Genomic DNA, 20,979 nt, shown 5'->3' with positions numbered 1-20,979 from the left:
ACCGTCAACTTTTACAAAAACTGAAATGGCTCGGTATTTAAGGAAGAAGCTATGAACTGTGTTGATGCACCCTTATCTGATGCCGCCTTCTGCAACCGTGCTGCGACGTCCTGTTTCATCATCTTTTCTGCATTATGCCCTGGATCGATAATAGCAAGTCCTGCTGCAAGTGCATCGTGAGCCGTATGATAATCAACATCTCCCGTTACAAGTACATCTGCCCCATGGAACAGTGCATGGTGAATATATCTAGCCCCGGAACCACCTAGAACGGCAACCTTGCGCACAGGTCGATCCAGCTCGCCAACCACACGTACATTGGATACTTCGAAGCTGGTCTTCACTTGCTCGGACAATTCACGAAGCGTTACTCCCTCTGCAAGCTTGCCCACTCTTCCCAGACCGTATTCCGTCCCTTGAATATCTACAGGATATAGATCATACGCGACTTCCTCATAAGGATGTGCCTTGAACATCGCTTGAAGCACACGGCTGCGAATCGACTTCGGTACTATTGTTTCCACGCGCACCTCTGGCACTGTTTCCAACTTGCCGGCTTGTCCGACATGCGGATTTGTGTTGTCGCCTGGCTTGAAAGTACCGAAGCCTTCACTGTTGAAGCTGCAATGACTGTAATTACCGATATGTCCTGCACCTGCATTCAATACCGCTGCACGCACGTCCTCGGCATGTGTCTGCGGCACAAATACAACCAGCTTATGAAGCTGCTCCTGGTGTAATGTTTCAAGCACGCGCACATTAGTCAGTTGAAGACGCTCTGCCATCAAATCGTTCATTCCGCCTACAGCAACATCATAATTCGTATGGGAGATATATACCGCGATATCATGCTTAATCAGTTTTTCATACAGTCGACCTGCAGGAGTATCTGTCTGCAAATGCTTCAGTGGTCGGAAAATAATCGCATGGTGTGCGATAATAAGATTTGCCTCCTGGGCAATCGCCTCTTCGACGACCTCTTCGTTCACATCAAGAGCGACGAGCACCTTGGCCACTTCCTTATTCAGTGACCCTAATTGAAGCCCAATCCGGTCGTCTGGGACTGCCAATGACTTAGGCGCAAGCTGCTCCATCCATTGAATTATCGTTGAACCTTTCGCAAACATTCGATAATCGCCTCCAATTCCGCCTTATTCTGCATGAAAACTTCACGGCGCTGCATTGCCTCTTCACTCTCAGCCTGTTCCATTGTACGCAACACACGCTCTCGTTTTCCTACTTCGCGCTTCCACTTCTCAAAGAATACTTCTGTAGGAGCTTGTGACAACAGCGGGCCGAATTGAAGCAGCCATTCCTCAGTCAACGGCAGCCCGCACGAAAGAGTACGAGCTTCGTACAGTCGAGCATTATAAGCCTCCACTGCTTCTGCGTCTGGCTGCCGCTCCGCGAGCAGCACTTCATAAATCTTGCCGTCTTCCTCTAAAATATGCTCCTTAAGCAGATTCCAGCCTTCCTTGCGAAGCCAACGGCGAACTGTATCTTCTCCTACATTCGGTTGAAGGATGAGCCGCTTAACCCCCTCCAACTTATCAGGCTGCGCTGATAAAATACTGACAATAAGACTGCCGCCCATTCCAGCAATGGAAATACAGTCTACCTCGTTAGGCTCCAAAACGGCAAGGCCATCTCCTAGCCGAACTTGAACAATATGCTCCAAGCGTGACCCCAACACTTGACGTCTTGCCGCTTCATAAGGCCCTTGATTCACTTCACCAGCAACCCCATACGAAATCTTGCCTTCCTTTGCTAAATACGATGGAAGCAGCGCATGGTCAGAACCAATATCTGCAAGCTTGCTGCCCTCAGGCACCCAATCCGCGATCCATTGTAATCGTTTGGACAGTTTGATGTTCACGTATCCACTTCACCCACTTTTTTCTAAAGTAATATCCCATGTAGAACATAATAAAAAGCTTCGTTAGCATAAATAATAAGACTTCATCGCCTGGATTTAGCTTGAGCGCAATATGTCTGCCTAACCAAGCCACCTCTGGCATATGCCAAGTGATAACAGAGGCAAGAAGCAGAGCCGCTGAAGCTGAATGAGATCGATGATGCAGTACCCAAGCCAGCCATATGAATAATAAACTCTCAGGCAGCCACAACCATTGCATATTAATCAGCGTGAGTTCGCCGCCAATGGAATCAAGGATTATCGCATAGGCAATCGCCAGCGTAAGCCAGCCAAATCCCTGTATCCCGCTTCGGCGCAGAAGCAAGCCTGTGATCAGCCACAAAAGTCCGGCTCCGATCAACCACAATGCTAAGCTCCACCATAGCATCCATTCATGTAGGATGAGTATTGCTAATGAGCCGAGTATACCGGCAGCATTGCCAAGGCATGCACATATCGCTGCTTGAAGTTTGCTTTTCTTTTCCGCATACTTTGATTTGTAAACAGCAAGCCCATAACCAAGAACGATAAAAGCGGCTACTGCCCCAATTTGCATTGGAAAGTCAAAAGCGGTAAAATAAAATCCAACAGTACAGAACAAGCCAGAAATGAAAATAACGCCATCCATTTTACGGCAGAAAGGCTGTTCAGCCAAGCTGAAACGCCTACTTCGGAAGCGGTATTTCCGGATTTTTCAGGTGCTATCGTTTCTTCTGGCAGCTGGTACAATCGAGCAAGGAACTCGCAATAACGTTCCGGCAATAGTCGATTTTCCCGCCAGCGGGCAATCTCGTGTGACATCCATTGTCGCTGCTTCTGATCCATGCGGCTTGTCACGCCTCCCGTAATTGATGCCTTCATGGCAACAAAAGACCTTCCCCACGCATACGCGCACAAGAAGGTCTCGTCGTTAGCCACTATTCAAGAAAATCTTTCAGTCGCTTGCTGCGGCTTGGATGACGCAATTTACGAAGTGCTTTCGCTTCAATTTGGCGAATCCGTTCGCGTGTGACTCCGAATACTTTACCTACCTCTTCCAAGGTACGTGTACGGCCGTCATCGAGACCAAAGCGCAAACGAAGCACATTCTCTTCACGTTCTGTCAATGTGTCAAGCACATCCTCCAGTTGCTCCTTCAACAGCTCATACGCTGCTGCATCAGCAGGTGCCAGTGCTTCTTGATCCTCAATGAAATCTCCCAAGTGAGAATCGTCTTCTTCCCCAATTGGCGTTTCCAACGATACCGGTTCCTGGGCAATCTTCATAATTTCGCGTACTTTCTCAACACTGAGTTCCATCTCAGCCGCAATTTCTTCCGGCGTTGGTTCGCGCCCAAGCTCTTGAAGCAGTTGACGGGATACACGAACCAATTTATTAATTGTCTCTACCATGTGAACCGGTATACGAATTGTGCGTGCCTGATCGGCAATCGCTCTCGTAATCGCTTGACGGATCCACCAAGTAGCATACGTACTAAATTTGTATCCTTTGCTGTGATCGAATTTCTCAACAGCCTTGATCAAACCCATATTGCCTTCTTGAATCAAATCAAGGAAGAGCATCCCACGTCCTACATAACGCTTCGCAATGCTGACCACAAGTCGCAAATTCGCTTCTGTCAAGCGCTTCTTCGCTTCTTCGTCCCCCTGCTCGATTCGCTTCGCAAGTTCGATCTCTTCTTCTGCCGACAAGAGCGGAACACGGCCGATCTCTTTTAAGTACATCCGAACCGGGTCATTAATTTTAATCCCCGGTGGCAGCGATAAGTCATCATCGAAATGGAAATCGTCGTGATCCCCACTCTCCCGATCACCACTATTGCGATTGCCCATTCCATCTTCCGTTTCATTTACCACTTCAATACCCAAATCAGATAGCTGCTCGTAGAACTCATCCATCTGCTCCGGGTCTTGATCGAACGTCGATAACTTTTCAGTAATATCTTTATAGCTAAGCGAACCGCGCTTTTTACCGAGCTCAATCAATTGATCCTTCACATGTTCTAACGCTGCTTCGGCATCTAGTCCAGTATGTTGATCATTCGCCATTTTCCGACTCCCTCCTCCCTAGAAACTTCTGCTTACTACCGCTTCAGTTGTTGCTCTAGGGCTATAATTTCTTGTGCAATTTGCGCGGCACGCAATATGTCTCCTGTACGCTCCGCCTGCACCATTTCTTCCTTTTTACGCTCAATTTCACGATGCCGAGGCACTTTCAAGATTTGACCAATATAATCGTCTAATAGGGCGGTGTCATATCGCAGCGGCACTTCGGCCATTGATATGGATGCAGCCGTCTTCTCTAGTCGGTCATCCTGCAGAGTTGCCAAATAACAACTGAAATCAGGCTCCTTGCCTTGCGCGTAATAAGCATATAGATAAGCGGCAAGAGCCGCATGATCATCTACATTGAATTGCTCGCCAAGATTCCGCTCCACATAGTTGGAAACTTCGACATCCTGGAACATCAGCGCCAGCAAGCTGCGTTCTGCATATACGTATGCTGGACGCAACACGGGCGGGGAGATAACTTGCTTATCATTCCTAACATTATTCCACCAATTGTCTTGATTATCCCCGTTTTCGTTCTTTTTTGCAGCTTTTGGCGGATATTCGCACATTCTTGCTTCAAAGAAGCGATCGCAGAATCCCCTGATAATTCAAGCAGTGAAGCAATCTCCTTCAAGTGCATCTCCCGTTCAACAGGTGATTCAACCTTCGCCACAACACGCAGCGCAGCATCTTTGAATCGTCGTTTGCCATCATCTTCTAGCAGTATATGATTTCGACGTAAAGATATAAGCTTGAATTTGGTTGGAGTAACGGCCGATGCAATGATCGCATGCCTAAACCGCTCTGCGCCATGCGCTTTGATGAATTCATCAGGATCCATTCGATCAGGCAGCATGGCAACGGCTACATGCAAGCCGCTTCCCTCTAACAATGCTATGGATTTCATTGCAGCTGCTTGTCCAGCATCATCGCCGTCATAGCATAACGTAACGCTGTCTCCGAGTTGCTTCAGCAATTGAACATGATCGGAGGTCAACGCAGTACCCATGGTAGCAACGCCATTCATCACTTGAGCTTCCCAAGCCTGTATGACATCTGCAAAACCTTCAAACAGAACAATTTCACCAGTGCGCTTAATATGCGGTCTTGCCTGATGCACATTGTACAGCAGCTTGGATTTGTTGAATAGCATCGTTTCCGGCGAGTTCAAATACTTCGGCTGACTTCCGTCAAGCACCCTTCCTGCAAATCCTACTATGCGTCCCCGGCGATCCCATATCGGGAACATGACCCGGTTACGGAAACGATCGACATACCCTTCTCCATTCGTTCTAGCCGATACGATACCGCCCTTCTCCACCAGAGCAAGGTCGAACTGCCGTTTCGTAAGAAACTTCACGATCATATCCCAATTTGGCGGTGCGTATCCAATCTGAAACTGTTCGATAAGCTTGTCGTTAAAGCCGCGTTCACGCAAATAGCGAAGCGCTTCCTGACCTTCCGTTGTGTTCATTAATATATAATGATACATTTTCGCAGTCAGCTCATGTGCTTCAATCAGCCGATCCTTCGCTTCATTCCGTGGATTGCGTTCAGCATACGAGTCGCCGCTTCCCCATGTAACAGGAATGCCCGCTAACTCGGCGAGATGCGTAATGGCTTCCGGATACGAGTATCCTTCCAGCCCCATTACAAATTGAATAGCCGTCCCGCTCTTTCCGCAACCGTAACAATGGAAAATTTGCTTCTCCGGCGTGACCGTGAACGATGGTGTCTTCTCCGAATGAAAGGGACAAAGCCCCTTCAAATATTTACCGTGCTTCGATAAATGGACATATTGTCCAACTATATCGACGATATCGTTGCGCTTTAATACTTCATCGCGAACTTCATCAGGAATCAGTCCATATCCGTTCATCGCTCAATCACCTTCATCTGAACACGTATTACTAATTCGCTATGGGCGCATTTTCTCCTGCTCACGAAGCAAAAGTTTTGTCAGTTTATGTTGGAAAATTTCGCGATCCTCTTCACTCATTGCTCGCGGGCCTTTCGTCCGTAAACCTGCTCTTCTTGCTTTGCTCGAGATGTGTCGCCTTGTCAGGTACTCATCTACATTGTCGCTTGTCAGCTCGCTGCCTCGCGGCGTAAGCACATAAGCGCCTCTTGGCAAACAGAGCGCGGCCAAACCGTAGTCGCCTGTTACCACTACGTCGCCTGACCGCGCTGTGTTGGCAATATAAATGTCCGCCGCTTGAAACGCTTGATCCACAAAAACGGTACGAATATCATAATTCATAAGCTGCCAGTCTGGAGCAAATGCAGCATAGGAAGCTACAAACAGAACTCCGGCATCCATTTCGATAGCTGCGGCAACTATTTCATTTTTTACAGGACAAGCATCGGCGTCTACTACGATTCGAAGTTTAGAAGACAATAATCTCACCATTTTCGTAAAGCGTCGGAACTTACTTTAATCGTTTCACCGTTTATATTATATACGCTGTAACGTTTAAAATTCCTGCTTCGAAATCCGGATTTCCTCTACTTTAACTCAGTTTTTGTCGAATCGATGAAAATAACGAAGGAACATGTCGAAGAGAATCCGAAGAATCCCTTCTTCATGTTCCACCTTTACTACCCTTTACTGTCTTCCTACAATCACAGTCAACCTTCTACTTAAGCCCAAACTAACTTTGAGAAATCAGCAAAACGTTGAATGTCATTTGCTATATTCGCAAGCAGCGCCAAACGATTTGCCCGTACTGCTTCGTTCTCAGCCATAACCATGACCTGTTCGAAGAACGAGTGAACTTCATCTTTCAGTTGAGACAAAACTTCGATTGCCTCAGCCGGATTTCCGCTTGCAGCTGCATAAGCTTCATGTACGTACATCCAACGCTCATAGAGCTTGCGCTCCGCATCCTGCTCGAACAATTCAGGATGGATATCATTGCTGACCGCCTTAGCAGCCAAATTGCTTACCCGGTTAAAGGATTCAACTGTCAGCTTGAATTCATCTGCCTGTACAGCGCGCATAAGAGCTTCCCCGCGAGCGACTGTCAGTTTGACATCGTCATATCCAGATGCCATCACTGCATCAACCACGTCGTAGCGAACAGACTCAGACAGTACATTTTTGACGCGCAAGCCGAAGAACTCATACAATTCTTTACGAACTTCCTCACGTTCGCGTTTCAACAATCCTGCTTGCGCATATACATCAAGCGTAATGTTGAAGATGGTATGCAGTGTCAGCGGCAGATTGCGTTCTAACAAAATTTGCACAATACCTGTCGCCTGTCTGCGCAAGCCATATGGATCCTGCGAGCCAGTCGGAATAATGCCGATTCCGAAGCAGCCTGCCAACGTATCCATTTTGTCAGCCATACTTATAATAGAGCCAACAAGTGAAACAGGAGCTGGGTCGCCTGCGAATCTAGGCTTATAGTGCTCATTAATCGCCTGCGCTACTGCTTCCGGTTCGCCTGCCTTTCGGGCGTAATCTTCACCCATAACCCCTTGCAGTTCTGGGAACTCATATACCATTTGCGTAACAAGGTCGAACTTGCAAATGTCCGCAGCCCGGCTGACCCACAGTGCTGTCTCACGATCTGTCTGGACAGCCAGTGCCAATGCATCAGCAATAGCATGTATGCGGCGAACCTTATCACCGATCGAGCCAAGCTCCTCGTGGAACACGATCGAATCGAGCTTATGCACGCAATCAATAATATTCAGTTTTTGATCTTCTTCATAGAAGAACTTGGCGTCAGAGAGACGCGCACGAAGAACTTTCTCGTTCCCTTTTGCAACGATATCCAAGCCCTTGGAATCACCGTTGCGTACCGTTACGAAATAGGGAAGAAGCTGTCCCTCCGTATCCAATACCGGGAAGTAGCGCTGATGCTCGCGCATGGATGTAATCAGCACTTCTTGAGGAATGTTCAGAAATGCCTCGTCAAATCCGCCGAACAATACAGTTGGATACTCAACGAGGAAGAGAACTTCTTCAAGCAAGTCATCCTTGATTGCGATATTCCAATTTTTACTTTTAGCGAGCTCCTCGATTTGAGCCGTAATGTTCGCCTCACGCTCTGCCACATCCACGATGACAGATTGCTCTCGAAGACGTTCCACGTATTGAAGCGGCTCGTTAATAACTGTCTCTTCTCCGAGGAAACGATGTCCACGCGACGTACGGCCTGCTTTGACGCCTGCAATTTCAAGCGGAATAATCTCTTCCCCATGCAGAGCAACCATCCAGCGAATCGGGCGTACGAAGCGCATTTCCTTTGCACCCCAACGCATGTTTTTCGGGAAGGTCATCGCATGAATAATGGAAGTCAAACCTTCAACAAGCACATCCTCTGTATTGGTACCGAGACTGCTCTTATTTGCGTAAATATACTCGACTCCGTTCAATTCCTTAAAGAAGAACGCTTCAGGCTCTACACCTTGACTCCGTGCGAATCCGAGAGCTGCCTTCGTCCATTCACCATTGGCGTCAAGGGCAATTTTCTTCGCCGGCCCCTTTACTTCCTCGTGTACATCCGTCTGCTTGTCAGCTACATCCTGTATGAGTACAGCGAGACGTCTTGGCGTTGCATATGCAGACACAGTTCCGAATGTGATTCGGGATTCTGTCAGCCAGCGTTCTGTGCGATCCTTCAGCTGTTCCATCGCGCTGCGAATGAAACGTGCAGGCACTTCCTCCAAGCCGAGCTCCAACAACAAATGTCTAGGCATCTTGTTCCTCTCCTTTCTTCAAGAGCGGGAAGCCGAGCTTCTCACGTTCTTCCAAGTATGTTGCGGCCACATGACGTGCAAGATTACGAACACGGGTAATGTACCCGGTGCGCTCCGTTACACTAATCGCGCCGCGTGCATCCAGCAAGTTGAATGTATGGGAGCATTTCAGCACATAATCATATGCTGGGAATACCAAATGGGCATCCATCGCTCGATTTGCTTCTTTCTCGTACATATTGAACAGCGTAAATAGCATCGCCGTATCGCTTACTTCGAATGTATATTTCGAATGCTCGAATTCAGGCTGATGGAATACGTCGCCATAAGCTACTCCTTCTACCCACTCCAAGTCGAAAACATTTTCTTTTTCTTGAATATAGGAAGCAAGCCGCTCCAAGCCATACGTAATCTCGACAGCTACTGGATGTGCGTCGATGCCGCCCACTTGTTGGAAATAAGTGAATTGCGTAATTTCCATACCATCAAGCCAGACTTCCCATCCAAGGCCCCATGCACCCAATGTTGGCGACTCCCAGTTATCCTCTACGAAGCGAATATCGTGGATTGACGGATCGATACCAAGACGGTTCAAGCTTTCCAAATACAACTCTTGAATGTTGTCTGGAGAGGGCTTCAAAATCACTTGGAACTGGTGATGCTGGTACAAACGGTTCGGGTTCTCCCCGTAACGGCCGTCAGCCGGACGACGAGATGGCTCTACATAAGCTACATTCCATGGTTCTGGTCCGATCGAACGAAGGAAAGTCATCGGGTTCATAGTTCCCGCGCCCTTCTCCACATCATACGGCTGTACGATGATGCAGTTTTGTTCGGCCCAAAATTGCTGCAGCGTCAAAATCATTTGTTGAAAATTCACAGTCAGCACTCCTTTGCCTCATATTGACGGCATTGACGTATGGGAGAATGCAAAAAACTCCCGCCTCTACGTCTGATGCCAGACGTAGGGACGAGAGTTAAATTCCCGCGGTTCCACCCTACTTGATCGGAATAGATTCCGATCCACTTTCACATGAGCCCCTGCTCCAAAGCGCCATTTCATTCGTTTGTCCGTCCAGGCTTCCACTATCCCTGAATCGCTGCGTTCAAACATTACGAACTACTTTCTTCTTCAACGCAAGGTATAATCTTAATTCAATTAGCTTGATTTATTATAGCGAATTGGATTTTACTCGTCAAGCTGCGCCAAATCATATTTCTCCATCTGCTCAAGGAACTGAAGTGATTTCAAGCGCACCCCGACATGGGTGTCCATATAGCCTCGCATACATGCGCGAAGCTGCAATTTCGTTTCAGGCTTCAATGTTATATTGCCAAGACGACGCAAGTCTGTCATTTCGAAGCGCTGAAGCAATGCAAGCATGTGCAAATTAGCTACATAATTCGCATGCTCTCTTGACTTACAACTCTCACATAGGGCGCCCCCGAGACGCCAACTGAAAGCAGCAAGCCTATCTCCTGTACCACAAGCGACACATGCATGGAGTTGAGGAGCAACTCCCGTTCGCTGCCATAGCTTCATTTCGAACAAATGAGTTGTCACCTGCACATCCTTGCCTTCTGCAATTGCCCGCATATAGGCATGGAATTGGTCAAACATCGGCCCTCCAGCCTCTTCATCATGCAGTGCCTTATCCATCAGCTCGGCTGCATAGGAGGCGTAGGCTGCCAGATGAAGCTGTTCGCGCAGCAAATGGTTCGCTTCTATTATTTCGCAAGAATTAAGCGTTCCGATATGCCCCATACCGCGAAAGAATACATATTCTCCATAAGTGAACAGCTGAGTTGCCGCAGCATGACGGCTGCGAACCTTCTTCGCGCCGCGAACAAGAACACCCACCTTGCCATACGATTTCGTACAAAGTGTAATGATCTTATTTCCTTCCCCATAATCCATGCTGCGGATGACAATCCCCTCTACCCGATATAACACTCTCTTCCTCCCATGTATGACACTGCATAATCATTAATCTTCTGATTGCTCTGCGATTGGCGCCGTATCAGCTGTAAGTTCCTCCAACTCATCTGTCATTCCTGCCTGCTTATATAGCAAGTAAGCGTCGACATCCCCCGTCTTCGCAAAAACATTCCATGAAAAATCACGCATTGTTATAATCCCCTTTCGTATAAGAGAACCTTGATCAATGACATGCTTCTATGGTGCCCGCAAGCACCAACAGAGGCAGATATTAAATGCTGTGCCTATAACAAACATTTCGAGCATGAACGTCGGATACAGACCAGTAAGACTATGCGTCATCTTCTAGGTTGTACTGCTTATAGGGGAATATCCATTGCAAAAATTGGAGTGTATGAAACGTAAATAGGTTGCTTACTCGTGTCGGAACCCGAGATCCCGTAAAATCCGATCCTGATTTCGCCAATCTTTCTTCACTTTCACCCACAGCTCCATAAATGTCTTAGAGCCAAGTAAATTTTCGATATCTTGTCTCGCCAGCTTTCCAATTTCCTTCAACAATGCGCCTTGCTTGCCGATGACGATTCCCTTCTGGGAATCACGCTCTACAAATATGACTGCAGAAATATATACGACACCATTCTCTTGTACTCGCATATCTTCGATGGTTACGGCAATAGAATGAGGAATCTCCTCACGTGTCAGGTGCAATATTTTCTCACGGATCAACTCGGCCACAACGAATTGCTCAGGGTGGTCTGTAATTTGGTCATCTGGATAATACTGCGGCCCTTCAGGCAAGTAACCGCCAAGCACATCAAGCAGTCGGTTCACATTGCTGCCGTTTAATGCCGAAATCGGCACAATCTCCGCAAATTCATGCAGTTCATTGTACTCTGCAATTAACGGTGGCAATGCTTCTGGATGCACCTGATCAATTTTGTTCATGACGAGTATGACAGGAGTACGGACTTTTTTCAATTGTTCAATCACATATTTATCGCCGCCTCCAAGCCCTGCCGAGACGTCAACGAGGAACAACACTGCTTCGACCTCGTTCAAGGTATTCAGCGCCACATTATTCATATAATCGCCGAGCTTCGATTTTCTTTTGTGGATGCCTGGTGTGTCTAAAAACACAATTTGGGAATGATCGGTTGTGTAGACGCCATGGATTTTATTGCGAGTCGTTTGCGGCTTATCCGACATGATCGCAATTTTTTGCCCAATCACATGATTCATCAAAGTGGACTTCCCTACATTCGGGCGGCCAACTATCGCAACAAAGCCTGATTTATACGTATTTCGATTTGATTGATCTTGATTATAAAACATGTATTTTCCTCCAAAATGTCTCTGTATGTGCATAAACGGCGCCACGCCGTCCAAGTAACGACAATAGCGCCGCTTATGAAGTCTAATTTCATTACTTTAGTACAGGAGCCTATGAAGCAGCTTTATCCCTGGTTCGTAGAAAATCACGCAGCCGACAATAACGGCGAATACCGCCGTCACGAGCACGGCTCCTGCGGCGGTATCTTTGGCTACCTTCGCCAATGGATGCAGCTTCGGCATCACGAGATCGACGACAGATTCTACTGCGGTATTCATTAGTTCAGCTGAAATGACGATGGTAATTGCTAGTCCCAGCCACAGCCAGTCCGAGGTCGATATTTGCAGGATACCGCCTAAAATAAGTGCAATTCCACTCATGGCCACGTGTACCCGCATATTGCGCTGTGTACGTATCGCATAGACGATCCCTGCGATTGCAACGCGAAATGTATCGCTCCAAGGACGCTTCATTAGCGGCTCAGACCTACCTTCTCCAAAACAGCTTCCTGCTTGTCCATCATTACTCGTTCGCTTGGCTCATCCTGATGATCATAGCCAAGTAAATGCAGAAATCCATGCACAAATAAAAATCCAATCTCACGCTCCAAGGAATGGCCATACTCTTCCGCTTGTTCCTTGGCGCGCTCTGTAGAGATAATGATGTCGCCAAGCAAATCATTCATCTCATCCAATTCTTGCTCATCTTCAATTTCGTATAGAATATCCAATTCCTCTTCAACGGATTCGTTCAAGGCAAAGGACAATACATCCGTTGGACGATCGATTCCTCGATATTCACGGTTCAACTCGTGGATTTGCTCATTATCAACGAACGTTAGCGCGACTTCCCCCTCTTGAATGCCTTCCATCGCCGCAGCTTCCTGCAAAATGCGCTTCAGCAATTCGATCAATGAAGGATCGATCGGGTATATGTCTTGATCGTCATTCCATTCCAGCTTCATACTCGACATGTTCGTTGCTCCTTACTCACAGTTTATAGGTGATAGGCCCGTTCCTTTTTAATCATATATCGCAGATTAAGATTTTGCTGGTTCCTCGTTTGCGTCCGTTCCTTTATTTTTCAGCTTCGAATCGTCTGGATATTCGATGCGGGAATGGAATATTCCCATCACCGTCTCTTTCAGCGACTGTGCAACAATATCTAGTTCTCGAAGTGTCAAATCACATTCATTGAATTGATTGTCATCCATACGATCCTTCACAATTTTATGAATCATGGACTCAATCTGCTCAACAGTCGGGTGGCGTAACGAGCGAACAGCTGCCTCGACACAGTCCGCGATACCTACGACGGCCGCTTCCTTCGACTGCGCTTTTGGCCCAGGATAACGGAAATCGTCTTCTGTAAAATCAGGTTCTATCCCTTGCTCTTCTGCTTGCTTCTTCGCTTTGAAGTAGAAATACTTCAAGAAGGTTGTACCATGATGCTGCTCCGCAATATCGCGTATCGGCTTCGGCAGCTTATAATCCTTCAGCATCTCGGCACCGTCGCGTGCATGCGCAACGATAATAGATGTACTAAGCTTAGGATCAATTTGATCATGTGGATTGTCCATATTTGTTTGATTTTCAATAAAGTAACTTGGACGCTTTGTTTTGCCGATATCATGATAGTAGGCCCCAACACGGCACAGCAATCCGTTCGCACCAATCGCCTCAGCAGCCTGTTCCGACAAGTTCCCAACCATTACACTGTGATGATACGTTCCGGGCGTTTCCGTCAACAGCTTGCGCAGCAGTGGATGGTTTGGATTGGACAGTTCAACTAGCTTCAGTGCAGACAATATGCCAAATGTAACTTCAAAGAATGGCATAAGCCCAAGCACAAGCACAGAGGTCAGCAGACCGCTTGCAAAGGCAAACGCCGCCGCTAGCATCGTATTGCCCTGATTCATCGGTTCACCGTACAACATGGACAGCATTAAAGCAGTCACACTGCCGAAGATGCATACCATGATGCCTGCCTTCAATATCGTTGAACGCTGGCTGGCGCGATGAATAGCGAATATGGCTGCGTAGCACGAAACGAGTGCGAAAAATCCAAAATGGAAATCAAACAGCGTACTTTTATCTGTGTTCAATATAATACCCGCTATCAAGCTCAATACGATTGCACATAGATATGCCAGCGGCAGATCAATAAGCAGGGTAATCAGCATAACCCCCATAGCCGTAGGGGCCACATAGCCTATAAAAGGAATTTCCTTCGTCTGCGCGTAGCCGATAATATGAATCGCAATAATATTGATGGTAAAAATCAATACAAGCATTAATAGCTGAGTGTTGTTAAATTTGAAATGGGTGTGACTCGTTTGACGCATGAACATAAACAAAAAAGCGAGAGCATGACCGACAGAATCAGCAGGCCGAGCTGCGGCCAATAGTTAACCTCAGATTTCAAGAGATCGTTCTCTTTCAGCAAATCATAAGTCTCTTGGGAGATAAGCTGACCTTTTTTAATAAAGATATCGCCCTGCTTAATGAAGATAGGCGGCGTATTTTCCCGCGCCTGAACCTTCGCTTCCTTCGTTGCGTCATCATTATAGAACTTGTTTGGCGTAATGCACAGGCGAACGAGCTCCTGCACTGCCTCGCGAGCGGAACGCTTGTCAAGCGAGCTCGCATTGACGTATTCCGGCACCTTGGCTCGAGGCACAGAGGCATCTGGAACTGCATCTGCCATCAACTTGGACACGAGCTCACGGGCCACCGGCTTCATTTGCGCTACGTCTTCTTTGGACAAGCGTGCAATCTTCAGATACGTCTCCTCGGGAATATCGTACTTCTGCTCGTCAATACGTTTTTTCACTTCGTCAAGCAGTGTTTCCGAATACGTATCTTTATTTCGACTTGTCGTCATGAACTCTCGAAGATACTTATTAACCTCATCAGGGATGACTGTACGATACAGGCTAATCTTTTGTGAGTAAGAGATCAGCTCATCATCATTAAGTTGATCGATTCTCTCGAACAGTGAGTCAATTAATCGCTCATTTTTCAGCGAAATAATCTCGTAAATAGGCTGTACACGTTCAGCGGCCTGTTCCTGAGCTTTCAGCGTTGCCTTCTTGTCCGGTATTTGAATCGGTGCGATGATATCCTTTTCACTCTTCGCATTGACTTCAATATCCAGCTTCTCCGGCAAAATACTCGGTGCCAAGCTGAAATAAAATAATAATGTTAATAAGAAAAACAGAAGAAAACGTACGCCTACGCTATACTTCCATCCCGTCATATTGACCTGACGTTTGTTATTTCCGTTGCCGGAACGATTTGTCTGTAGCATAGAGAACAGTCCTCTCTATCCTTGGTTTTCGCTTTCCTTCTGGTAAGCTGTAATAATTTTCTGCACTAAGGAATGACGAACGACATCCTGCTCGGCAAAATGCACGAATCCGATCTCATCAATTTCCTTCAAGATCCGCCCTGCCTCTACTAAGCCTGAGTTCTTCCCGCGAGGCAAGTCGATTTGGGTAATATCCCCGGTAATGACCATTTTCGAGCCGAACCCGAGCCGCGTCAGGAACATCTTCATCTGCTCAGGCGTCGTATTTTGCGCCTCATCCAAAATGATGAACGCATCATCCAGCGTCCGCCCCCGCATATAGGCAAGAGGTGCGATTTCAATCAGTCCGCGCTCAAGAGCCTTTGCCACCTGTTCGGTGCCCATGACATCATACAGCGCATCGTACAGAGGACGCAAATATGGATCTACCTTTTCCTGCAGATCCCCAGGCAAAAAGCCAAGATTCTCCCCCGCTTCTACGGCAGGCCGAGTCAGTACGATTCGCTTGACAGCTCCTTCTTTTAGTGCAACCACGGCCAGCACGACCGCCAGATAGGTTTTGCCTGTACCGGCAGGACCTACTCCAAATACGATGTCTCTCTTCTTAATCGTGGATACATAATGCCGCTGGCCTATTGTCTTAACGCGGATTGGCTTGCCGCGGTATGTATGTGCGATTTCACCCCTGAATAAATCAAGCAGCTCATCAACCTTCCATTCCTGCGCCAAATCGATTGCATACATAATATCCCGCTCAGACAGGATAATATTGTTGCGGATCAACTCGAGTAGAACAAGAAATAACTGCTCTAATTTTTCAGTTTCTTCCGCTTCCCCCGTAATGACAACCTCTGCTTCGCGCGATGACACAAGTGCATCCGTACGGCTTTGGATAAGGCGCAGATGCTTATCTTGCGGCCCGAACAGCGCAAGTCCTTCAGCAGCGTTTTGCAGTGAAATTTTAACAGTCTGTTGTTGCGACAAAAACCTCAGTCTCCTTGTATTCAGTGTCCTTGTTCTTGTGGTTCTGATTCCGGTTGTGATTTCTGTTCAAACTGGCGAACAAGCGGAAGTTCTTCCGCAATTGATTGCTCCACTTCAAAAAGCACCTTCATGACCACTTTACCATTGTCCGTCTTCTGATGCAAAATTTTTTCCGAGTGGATGCGGGCATTCGGCCCATTCTTTCCAAGCACATCTGCTCTTGCCTGCTTAAGTCCCGCTTCTGACGCCTGTTCTGCCGTCCGTTCTTCAGAAGCAAATTGAACTTCCTTAATTTTTTCAATCATCCAGCCAATCGGCAATGACAGTTGCCTCCACCGGAGGGTGTTGTCCTCCTGCAGCAGTTCATAATGAGCATATGGAATATCTCCGAAGCCAGCTATCATGAGCCTACGACTGCCGGTAACAATATATTTCCGTTCCTTTTCTTCACCTGTATATACTTTATGTCTCATCACCAGCGGTGACGAAATCTCATACTGATGCCAGACTAATCCTCTCACTTCTCCTTTTGCCACCACATCTTTTGGCTCCGTCTCATTGCCAATTGCACCTGAGATCAGCACATCGCCTTTTTTCACTCGGGCATTGCGTGCAACGACAGCTCGTCCATTCTCCGCAATAATATCTGTAACTACTGCATCTGCTGAAGCCACAATATGTCTTGGGTTGACCAGCTTTAATGCATCAGGTTTAGTTGCCTCTATGACCTGTATAGCCACCCTTGTCCCTTCCCAATTCACACCGATCCAAGAAGCCTCCTTCAGCTTCGTATGCATCGCCTTGGCAATTACATCCGGATCGCGAAGTCGGAATGTCCACTGGAAAGGATATATTCCCTGCTCCTTGGCAGCTGCAAGAACCTGTTCTGTCGGGATACGAACATTCCCCTTTACTTCAATTGACCATACGAGTGAAGAGAGCATGTACAATCCGAGCATAAAAAAGCGAAGCCAATGAGAAAAAACTTTCGTCGCAGAACTCGTCTCATCGTGAAAGGCAGGCCCATTCGTTGTTCAACATGAACCCGACAGCCTGTCTGCTTCAATATTGGTTTCAGCTTAAAATAATCAGACACTAGTACATAACATTGGAAGTCGTGGAATGAAGTCCGTTGCACATCCCACACCTGAATTTGACTGGAGACAGCCGAATTGATAAAAGACTCCGCACTCCCTCCTCGAATACGAACTCTTACATAGCCTCGCGCATGTGCTAATACAGGTGCCTTCACTTCAATTCCCCCGTTCCTTTATATGTGATATGGCCTATTGTCCCTTCAATACGTATTTCTTCTGTCCATATTGCTCGAATCACAAGTTCAGATCCGGTTATCTCCAGTTCTCCATTGGTTAGCGCCAGACGAACCAGCTCGTTCGAAAAGTGAACAATGCCGCGATGATTTTCAACGATGAGATGCCGATTCCCAATCATGGCCAACCGGGGCGTATCCGATAAGGTATCCTGCGGCAAATCCAGCCAATTTGCTGTCCAGTTGCTCAATTTGCGGCCAAAGCGACTCATATTGCGACGGGCCCCCTTCCTATTCGTTACAATTTATGCGCCGGATGGCGTGATTATAACGATGGGAACAGGCCTTGGTGCGATATCCTCTAGGAATATTCCAAGAGATTGAGCCCAGCATAGTGAAATAAAATAAGAAAAAGAGCCCCACTCTACAGGATAAGCACAGATATGCCAATACTGTAAAATGGAGCTCTTTCGGTTCTTACATCATCCATAAATGATATAGCAAACAAGCTTGCGTATTTAGTTAATCAAGCACTTAGCGCTGCCGCTGATTGTATGGACGCTTGGCACGCGGTGGACCGAGGACTTCTGACCAAATGATCCCTTGCATTACCTCATCAGAAGTGATTTCCCGGCTCGGTATGCCCTGCTTCGATACAGACGAAACAGCCGCTGAAGCAGAGCCTTTTTTAACCCCTGCACCAGATGAAATGGAGCTAGCCATTCGGTCAATTGCAGCGAGACGCTGCTCCATCTCCGCAAGTCGTGCTTCATCGGAGTCAATCGTATCGCGAGAGATGTCGGAAGAGGAAGTCAGTACAATTGGCGAGGATTTGTCTGCGCTCGCATAGGCAGGCTGATGCTCTACTTCCTTATACTCCTCTTCGAGATCCTCATTGTACTTTTTATCCTCGCTCCCCCGTGTGCCTCCGCTAAAATCAGGCATCCGGTTTTTGCCGTCCTTTTTCTTCGAACCACCCAAGGATGACAAGATCGCACCTAAAATAAAATGGCGATTAACGGATTGCTCGTGATGAAATGAATAATCTTCTCAATGATTACCATGGCTCATCGCCTAGCTTTCCGATTTATTGTCATGATTGTTATCAGACGCTTTACCAATCGTGCCGCGCATTTGTGTATCGGCCTCAATATTCTTCAAATTCATATAATCCATAACACCCAGCTTGCCTCCACGAAGTGCCTCAGCCATAGCAAGCGGAACTTGGGATTCCGATTCTACAACACGTGCACGCATTTCAACAACGCGCGCTTTCATCTCTTGCTCTTGCGCTACCGCCATTGCACGACGCTCTTCCGCTTTTGCTTGGGCAATGCGCTTATCCGCCTCTGCTTGCTCGGTTTGCAAATGAGCACCGATGTTCTTGCCTACATCTACGTCCGCAATATCAATGGACAAGATTTCGAAGGCTGTTCCTGCATCCAGACCTTTGCCCAGTACAGTACGAGAGATCAAATCAGGATTTTCTAGAACGTCTTTATGAGATGCACTGGAACCTACTGTTGTTACAATACCTTCGCCAACGCGCGCAATAATGGTTTCTTCCCCTGCACCACCGACGAGTCGTTCGATGTTAGCACGTACGGTAACGCGCGCACGAACCTTTACTTCAATACCGTCTTTCGCCATAGCTGCGACGATAGGCGTTTCGATAACGCGAGGGTTAACGCTCATTTGTACAGCTTGCAATACATCACGTCCAGCAAGATCGATCGCTGCCGCGCGTTCGAATTCAAGATGAATGTTAGCACGCTGTGCTGCGATCAATGCGTTAACAACGCGGTCAACATTACCTCCTGCAAGGTAATGGCTTTCCAATTGGTTAATGTTCAAGCCAAGACCAGCCTTAGTAGCCTTGATCATCGGATTGACAATACGGCTAGGCGTGACACGACGCAAGCGCATTGCAACAAGCGTAATAATACCAATCTTGACTCCGGACGCGATTGCCGAGATCCAGAGCATGACTGGGAAAAAGCTAAAGAATACACTTAGCGCGATAACAATGACAACCCCAATTAATAGCGTTGTTACGATAGATGGATCCATACTCATCATCCTCCATTATTTTGTTATATGTGTAAAGCTGTAAGCTAACACGCAGAATTTGTTACTTTTCAACCTCAATCTTGGTTCAAGGAACGGACAACAATCCGTACCCCTTCTACTTGCACAACCTTAATTGCCTCGTCACGGCTTACAAAGGCTCCGTCTGTGACGACATCATATTTAATATCGTCAATTAGTGCCGTTCCTGATGGGCGCAACGTCGTCAATGCACGACCTGTCTTCCCAATCAGCTCCGTATGATTCACATTTGATACATACCCCTCATCTGTCGACAAGGAGTCCCGTAGAATGAATTTGTTCCAAATGCCTCGATGCTTGAATATCCGAACGACGATAATCACAACAACCAACGCAGCTACAAAGGCAATACCTAGCGACAGCAGTGCATGACCAGTATCATTCGCAGCTAGCACAACTCCCGTTATCAAGCTCAATGAGCCTAGTATACCCAATATACCGAAGCTTGGGATAAACAACTCCAGTGCTAGCAGTATCAGTCCTATAATGAACAATACGATGGTCTCCACCCCCGCTAGTCCTGCAATATAATGACCGAAGAAATATAATCCAAATCCAGCAATCCCCAGAATCCCTGGAACGCCGAAGCCCGGAACGAACAGCTCAATCGCAACGCCTGCAATCCCAAGGAACAGAAGCAGGGTCGCAATGCCAGGATGAACGACAAAAGCAGCAATCTGTTCTGAGATAGATGGTTCAATCTGAACAAGATTCGCTTGATCCAACTTCAACTGCTTTAGCAAATCTGTTGTATTGGAAGCTACATATTCAGTGTATCCGGCTTTACGTGCATCCTCTGAACTCAATGACAGCACTTCTCCAGATGGCACTGTGCGTCCAAGCTCCTTAATCTCATAAGAACCCTGCAAGTCAGCCATAGCTTGTGCGATAATCGGGTCACGTCCATTTTCTGAGCAACTGCTTTCATTTTGCTAACCCACATCGCTACTAGCTTTGGATCGTCCACATAATTGTGAGCTCTGTCAACTAGTGCAGCCGATCCGATTGCACTGCCTGGCGTCATGGCGATCTCATTTGCGCTCAGCGCAAGATAGCTTCCTGCAGAAGCTGCATTTCCTTCTACGAACATAATGGTACGCACAGGACTAGTAATTATTCTTTGACTGATCTTTCCTGCCGACTCCAATTCCCCGCCAGGTGTATCCATTTCGATAATAATCGCTTCAGGACTCAACTGCTCTGCTTCCTCAAGTGCACGGTACAGAAAAGATTCCATTACAGGATTGACCGTTCCCTTCAACGGAAGGACAACTACATTGTGAACAGATCTTCCGTCTGCCTTCGCTTGAGCGCTTACAAATGGAATGCTGGAGAACAACAACATGATGGTGACCAAAG

Annotated in this window: 18 protein-coding genes and 4 pseudogenes; all 22 read right to left on the bottom strand. The window is 47.2% G+C overall.

The genetic code is table 11. The annotated features are described in order from the left end of the window. Nucleotides 1-11: 11 nt before the first annotated feature. Nucleotides 12-1,127 carry a Nif3-like dinuclear metal center hexameric protein gene (locus tag PAV_RS15975; protein WP_005548009.1) on the bottom strand — a complete coding sequence of 372 codons (1,116 nt, stop codon included), beginning with the start codon at nt 1,125-1,127 and terminating at the stop codon, nt 12-14. Next, entirely contained in the window at nt 1,103-1,876 is a 774-nt protein-coding gene (locus PAV_RS15970; protein WP_040736004.1) for a tRNA (adenine(22)-N(1))-methyltransferase, read from the bottom strand. The genes PAV_RS15975 and PAV_RS15970 overlap by 25 nt, the downstream gene beginning before the upstream one ends. Then, nucleotides 1,824-2,282, bottom strand: a complete 459-nt coding sequence (locus PAV_RS15965; RefSeq protein WP_157266883.1) for a hypothetical protein — start codon at nt 2,280-2,282, stop codon at nt 1,824-1,826. The genes PAV_RS15970 and PAV_RS15965 overlap by 53 nt, the downstream gene beginning before the upstream one ends. A gap of 170 nt (nt 2,283-2,452) precedes the next feature. Beyond that, nucleotides 2,453-2,776 carry a hypothetical protein gene (locus tag PAV_RS15960; RefSeq protein ID WP_040736002.1) on the bottom strand — a complete coding sequence of 108 codons (324 nt, stop codon included), beginning with the start codon at nt 2,774-2,776 and terminating at the stop codon, nt 2,453-2,455. 56 nt (nt 2,777-2,832) lie between these two features. Further along, complete coding sequence (gene rpoD / locus PAV_RS15955) at nt 2,833-3,963, bottom strand: RNA polymerase sigma factor RpoD (protein ID WP_005548004.1); 1,131 nt, start codon at nt 3,961-3,963, stop codon at nt 2,833-2,835. Between the two features lie 35 nt (nt 3,964-3,998). Next, a pseudogene (gene dnaG, locus PAV_RS15950) lies at nt 3,999-5,845 on the bottom strand (DNA primase). 39 nt (nt 5,846-5,884) lie between these two features. After that, nucleotides 5,885-6,376, bottom strand: coding sequence for a YaiI/YqxD family protein (locus PAV_RS15945; protein WP_005547998.1), 492 nt, complete (start codon nt 6,374-6,376; stop codon nt 5,885-5,887). Between the two features lie 230 nt (nt 6,377-6,606). Beyond that, nucleotides 6,607-8,676, bottom strand: a complete 2,070-nt coding sequence (glyS, locus tag PAV_RS15940) for a glycine--tRNA ligase subunit beta (protein ID WP_005547996.1) — start codon at nt 8,674-8,676, stop codon at nt 6,607-6,609. After that, complete coding sequence (gene glyQ / locus PAV_RS15935) at nt 8,669-9,556, bottom strand: glycine--tRNA ligase subunit alpha (RefSeq protein WP_005547994.1); 888 nt, start codon at nt 9,554-9,556, stop codon at nt 8,669-8,671. The genes glyS and glyQ overlap by 8 nt, the downstream gene beginning before the upstream one ends. A gap of 309 nt (nt 9,557-9,865) precedes the next feature. After that, nucleotides 9,866-10,630 (bottom strand): DNA repair protein RecO, encoded by a 765-nt coding sequence (recO, locus tag PAV_RS15930; protein ID WP_005547992.1) that lies wholly within the window; start codon nt 10,628-10,630, stop codon nt 9,866-9,868. Nucleotides 10,631-10,663: 33 nt separating this feature from the next. Further along, the gene (locus PAV_RS33500) at nt 10,664-10,804 is read right to left on the bottom strand and encodes a YqzL family protein (RefSeq protein ID WP_005547989.1); all 141 of its coding nucleotides are present in this window, start codon (nt 10,802-10,804) and stop codon (nt 10,664-10,666) included. A 225-nt stretch (nt 10,805-11,029) separates the two neighbouring features. Continuing rightward, nucleotides 11,030-11,950, bottom strand: coding sequence for a GTPase Era (era, locus tag PAV_RS15925; protein ID WP_005547987.1), 921 nt, complete (start codon nt 11,948-11,950; stop codon nt 11,030-11,032). A 96-nt stretch (nt 11,951-12,046) separates the two neighbouring features. Further along, on the bottom strand, nt 12,047-12,421 hold the full coding sequence (locus PAV_RS15920; protein WP_005547985.1) for a diacylglycerol kinase family protein: 375 nt from the start codon (nt 12,419-12,421) through the stop codon (nt 12,047-12,049). After that, nucleotides 12,421-12,921, bottom strand: coding sequence for an rRNA maturation RNase YbeY (gene ybeY, locus PAV_RS15915; protein WP_005547982.1), 501 nt, complete (start codon nt 12,919-12,921; stop codon nt 12,421-12,423). The genes PAV_RS15920 and ybeY overlap by 1 nt, the downstream gene beginning before the upstream one ends. 66 nt (nt 12,922-12,987) lie before the next feature. Beyond that, nucleotides 12,988-15,257 (bottom strand): annotated as a pseudogene (locus tag PAV_RS15910) (HD family phosphohydrolase). Nucleotides 15,258-15,272: 15 nt separating this feature from the next. Beyond that, nucleotides 15,273-16,241: a PhoH family protein gene (locus PAV_RS15905; protein WP_005547976.1), complete on the bottom strand. Its 969-nt coding sequence runs from the start codon at nt 16,239-16,241 to the stop codon at nt 15,273-15,275. A 20-nt stretch (nt 16,242-16,261) separates the two neighbouring features. Next, nucleotides 16,262-17,493: pseudogene (yqfD, locus tag PAV_RS15900) on the bottom strand (sporulation protein YqfD). Further along, complete coding sequence (gene yqfC / locus PAV_RS15895) at nt 17,490-17,783, bottom strand: sporulation protein YqfC (protein WP_005547970.1); 294 nt, start codon at nt 17,781-17,783, stop codon at nt 17,490-17,492. Before yqfC ends, yqfD begins: the two are co-directional and overlap by 4 nt. 262 nt (nt 17,784-18,045) lie before the next feature. After that, nucleotides 18,046-18,501, bottom strand: coding sequence for a hypothetical protein (locus tag PAV_RS32440; RefSeq protein WP_157266880.1), 456 nt, complete (start codon nt 18,499-18,501; stop codon nt 18,046-18,048). An 84-nt stretch (nt 18,502-18,585) separates the two neighbouring features. Continuing rightward, on the bottom strand, nt 18,586-19,581 hold the full coding sequence (gene floA, locus PAV_RS15885) for a flotillin-like protein FloA (RefSeq protein ID WP_005547965.1): 996 nt from the start codon (nt 19,579-19,581) through the stop codon (nt 18,586-18,588). A gap of 74 nt (nt 19,582-19,655) precedes the next feature. Further along, entirely contained in the window at nt 19,656-19,847 is a 192-nt protein-coding gene (locus tag PAV_RS37885) for an NfeD family protein (RefSeq protein ID WP_476638845.1), read from the bottom strand. A 141-nt stretch (nt 19,848-19,988) separates the two neighbouring features. Further along, nucleotides 19,989-20,857: pseudogene (locus PAV_RS37880) on the bottom strand (NfeD family protein); the annotation flags it as partial. Nucleotides 20,858-20,979: the final 122 nt, after the last annotated feature.

The organism is Paenibacillus alvei DSM 29 (assembly GCF_000293805.1).
GTDB classification, from domain to species: Bacteria; Bacillota; Bacilli; order Paenibacillales; family Paenibacillaceae; genus Paenibacillus_B; species Paenibacillus_B alvei.
This window is presented reverse-complemented; position numbering and strand designations above follow the sequence as displayed.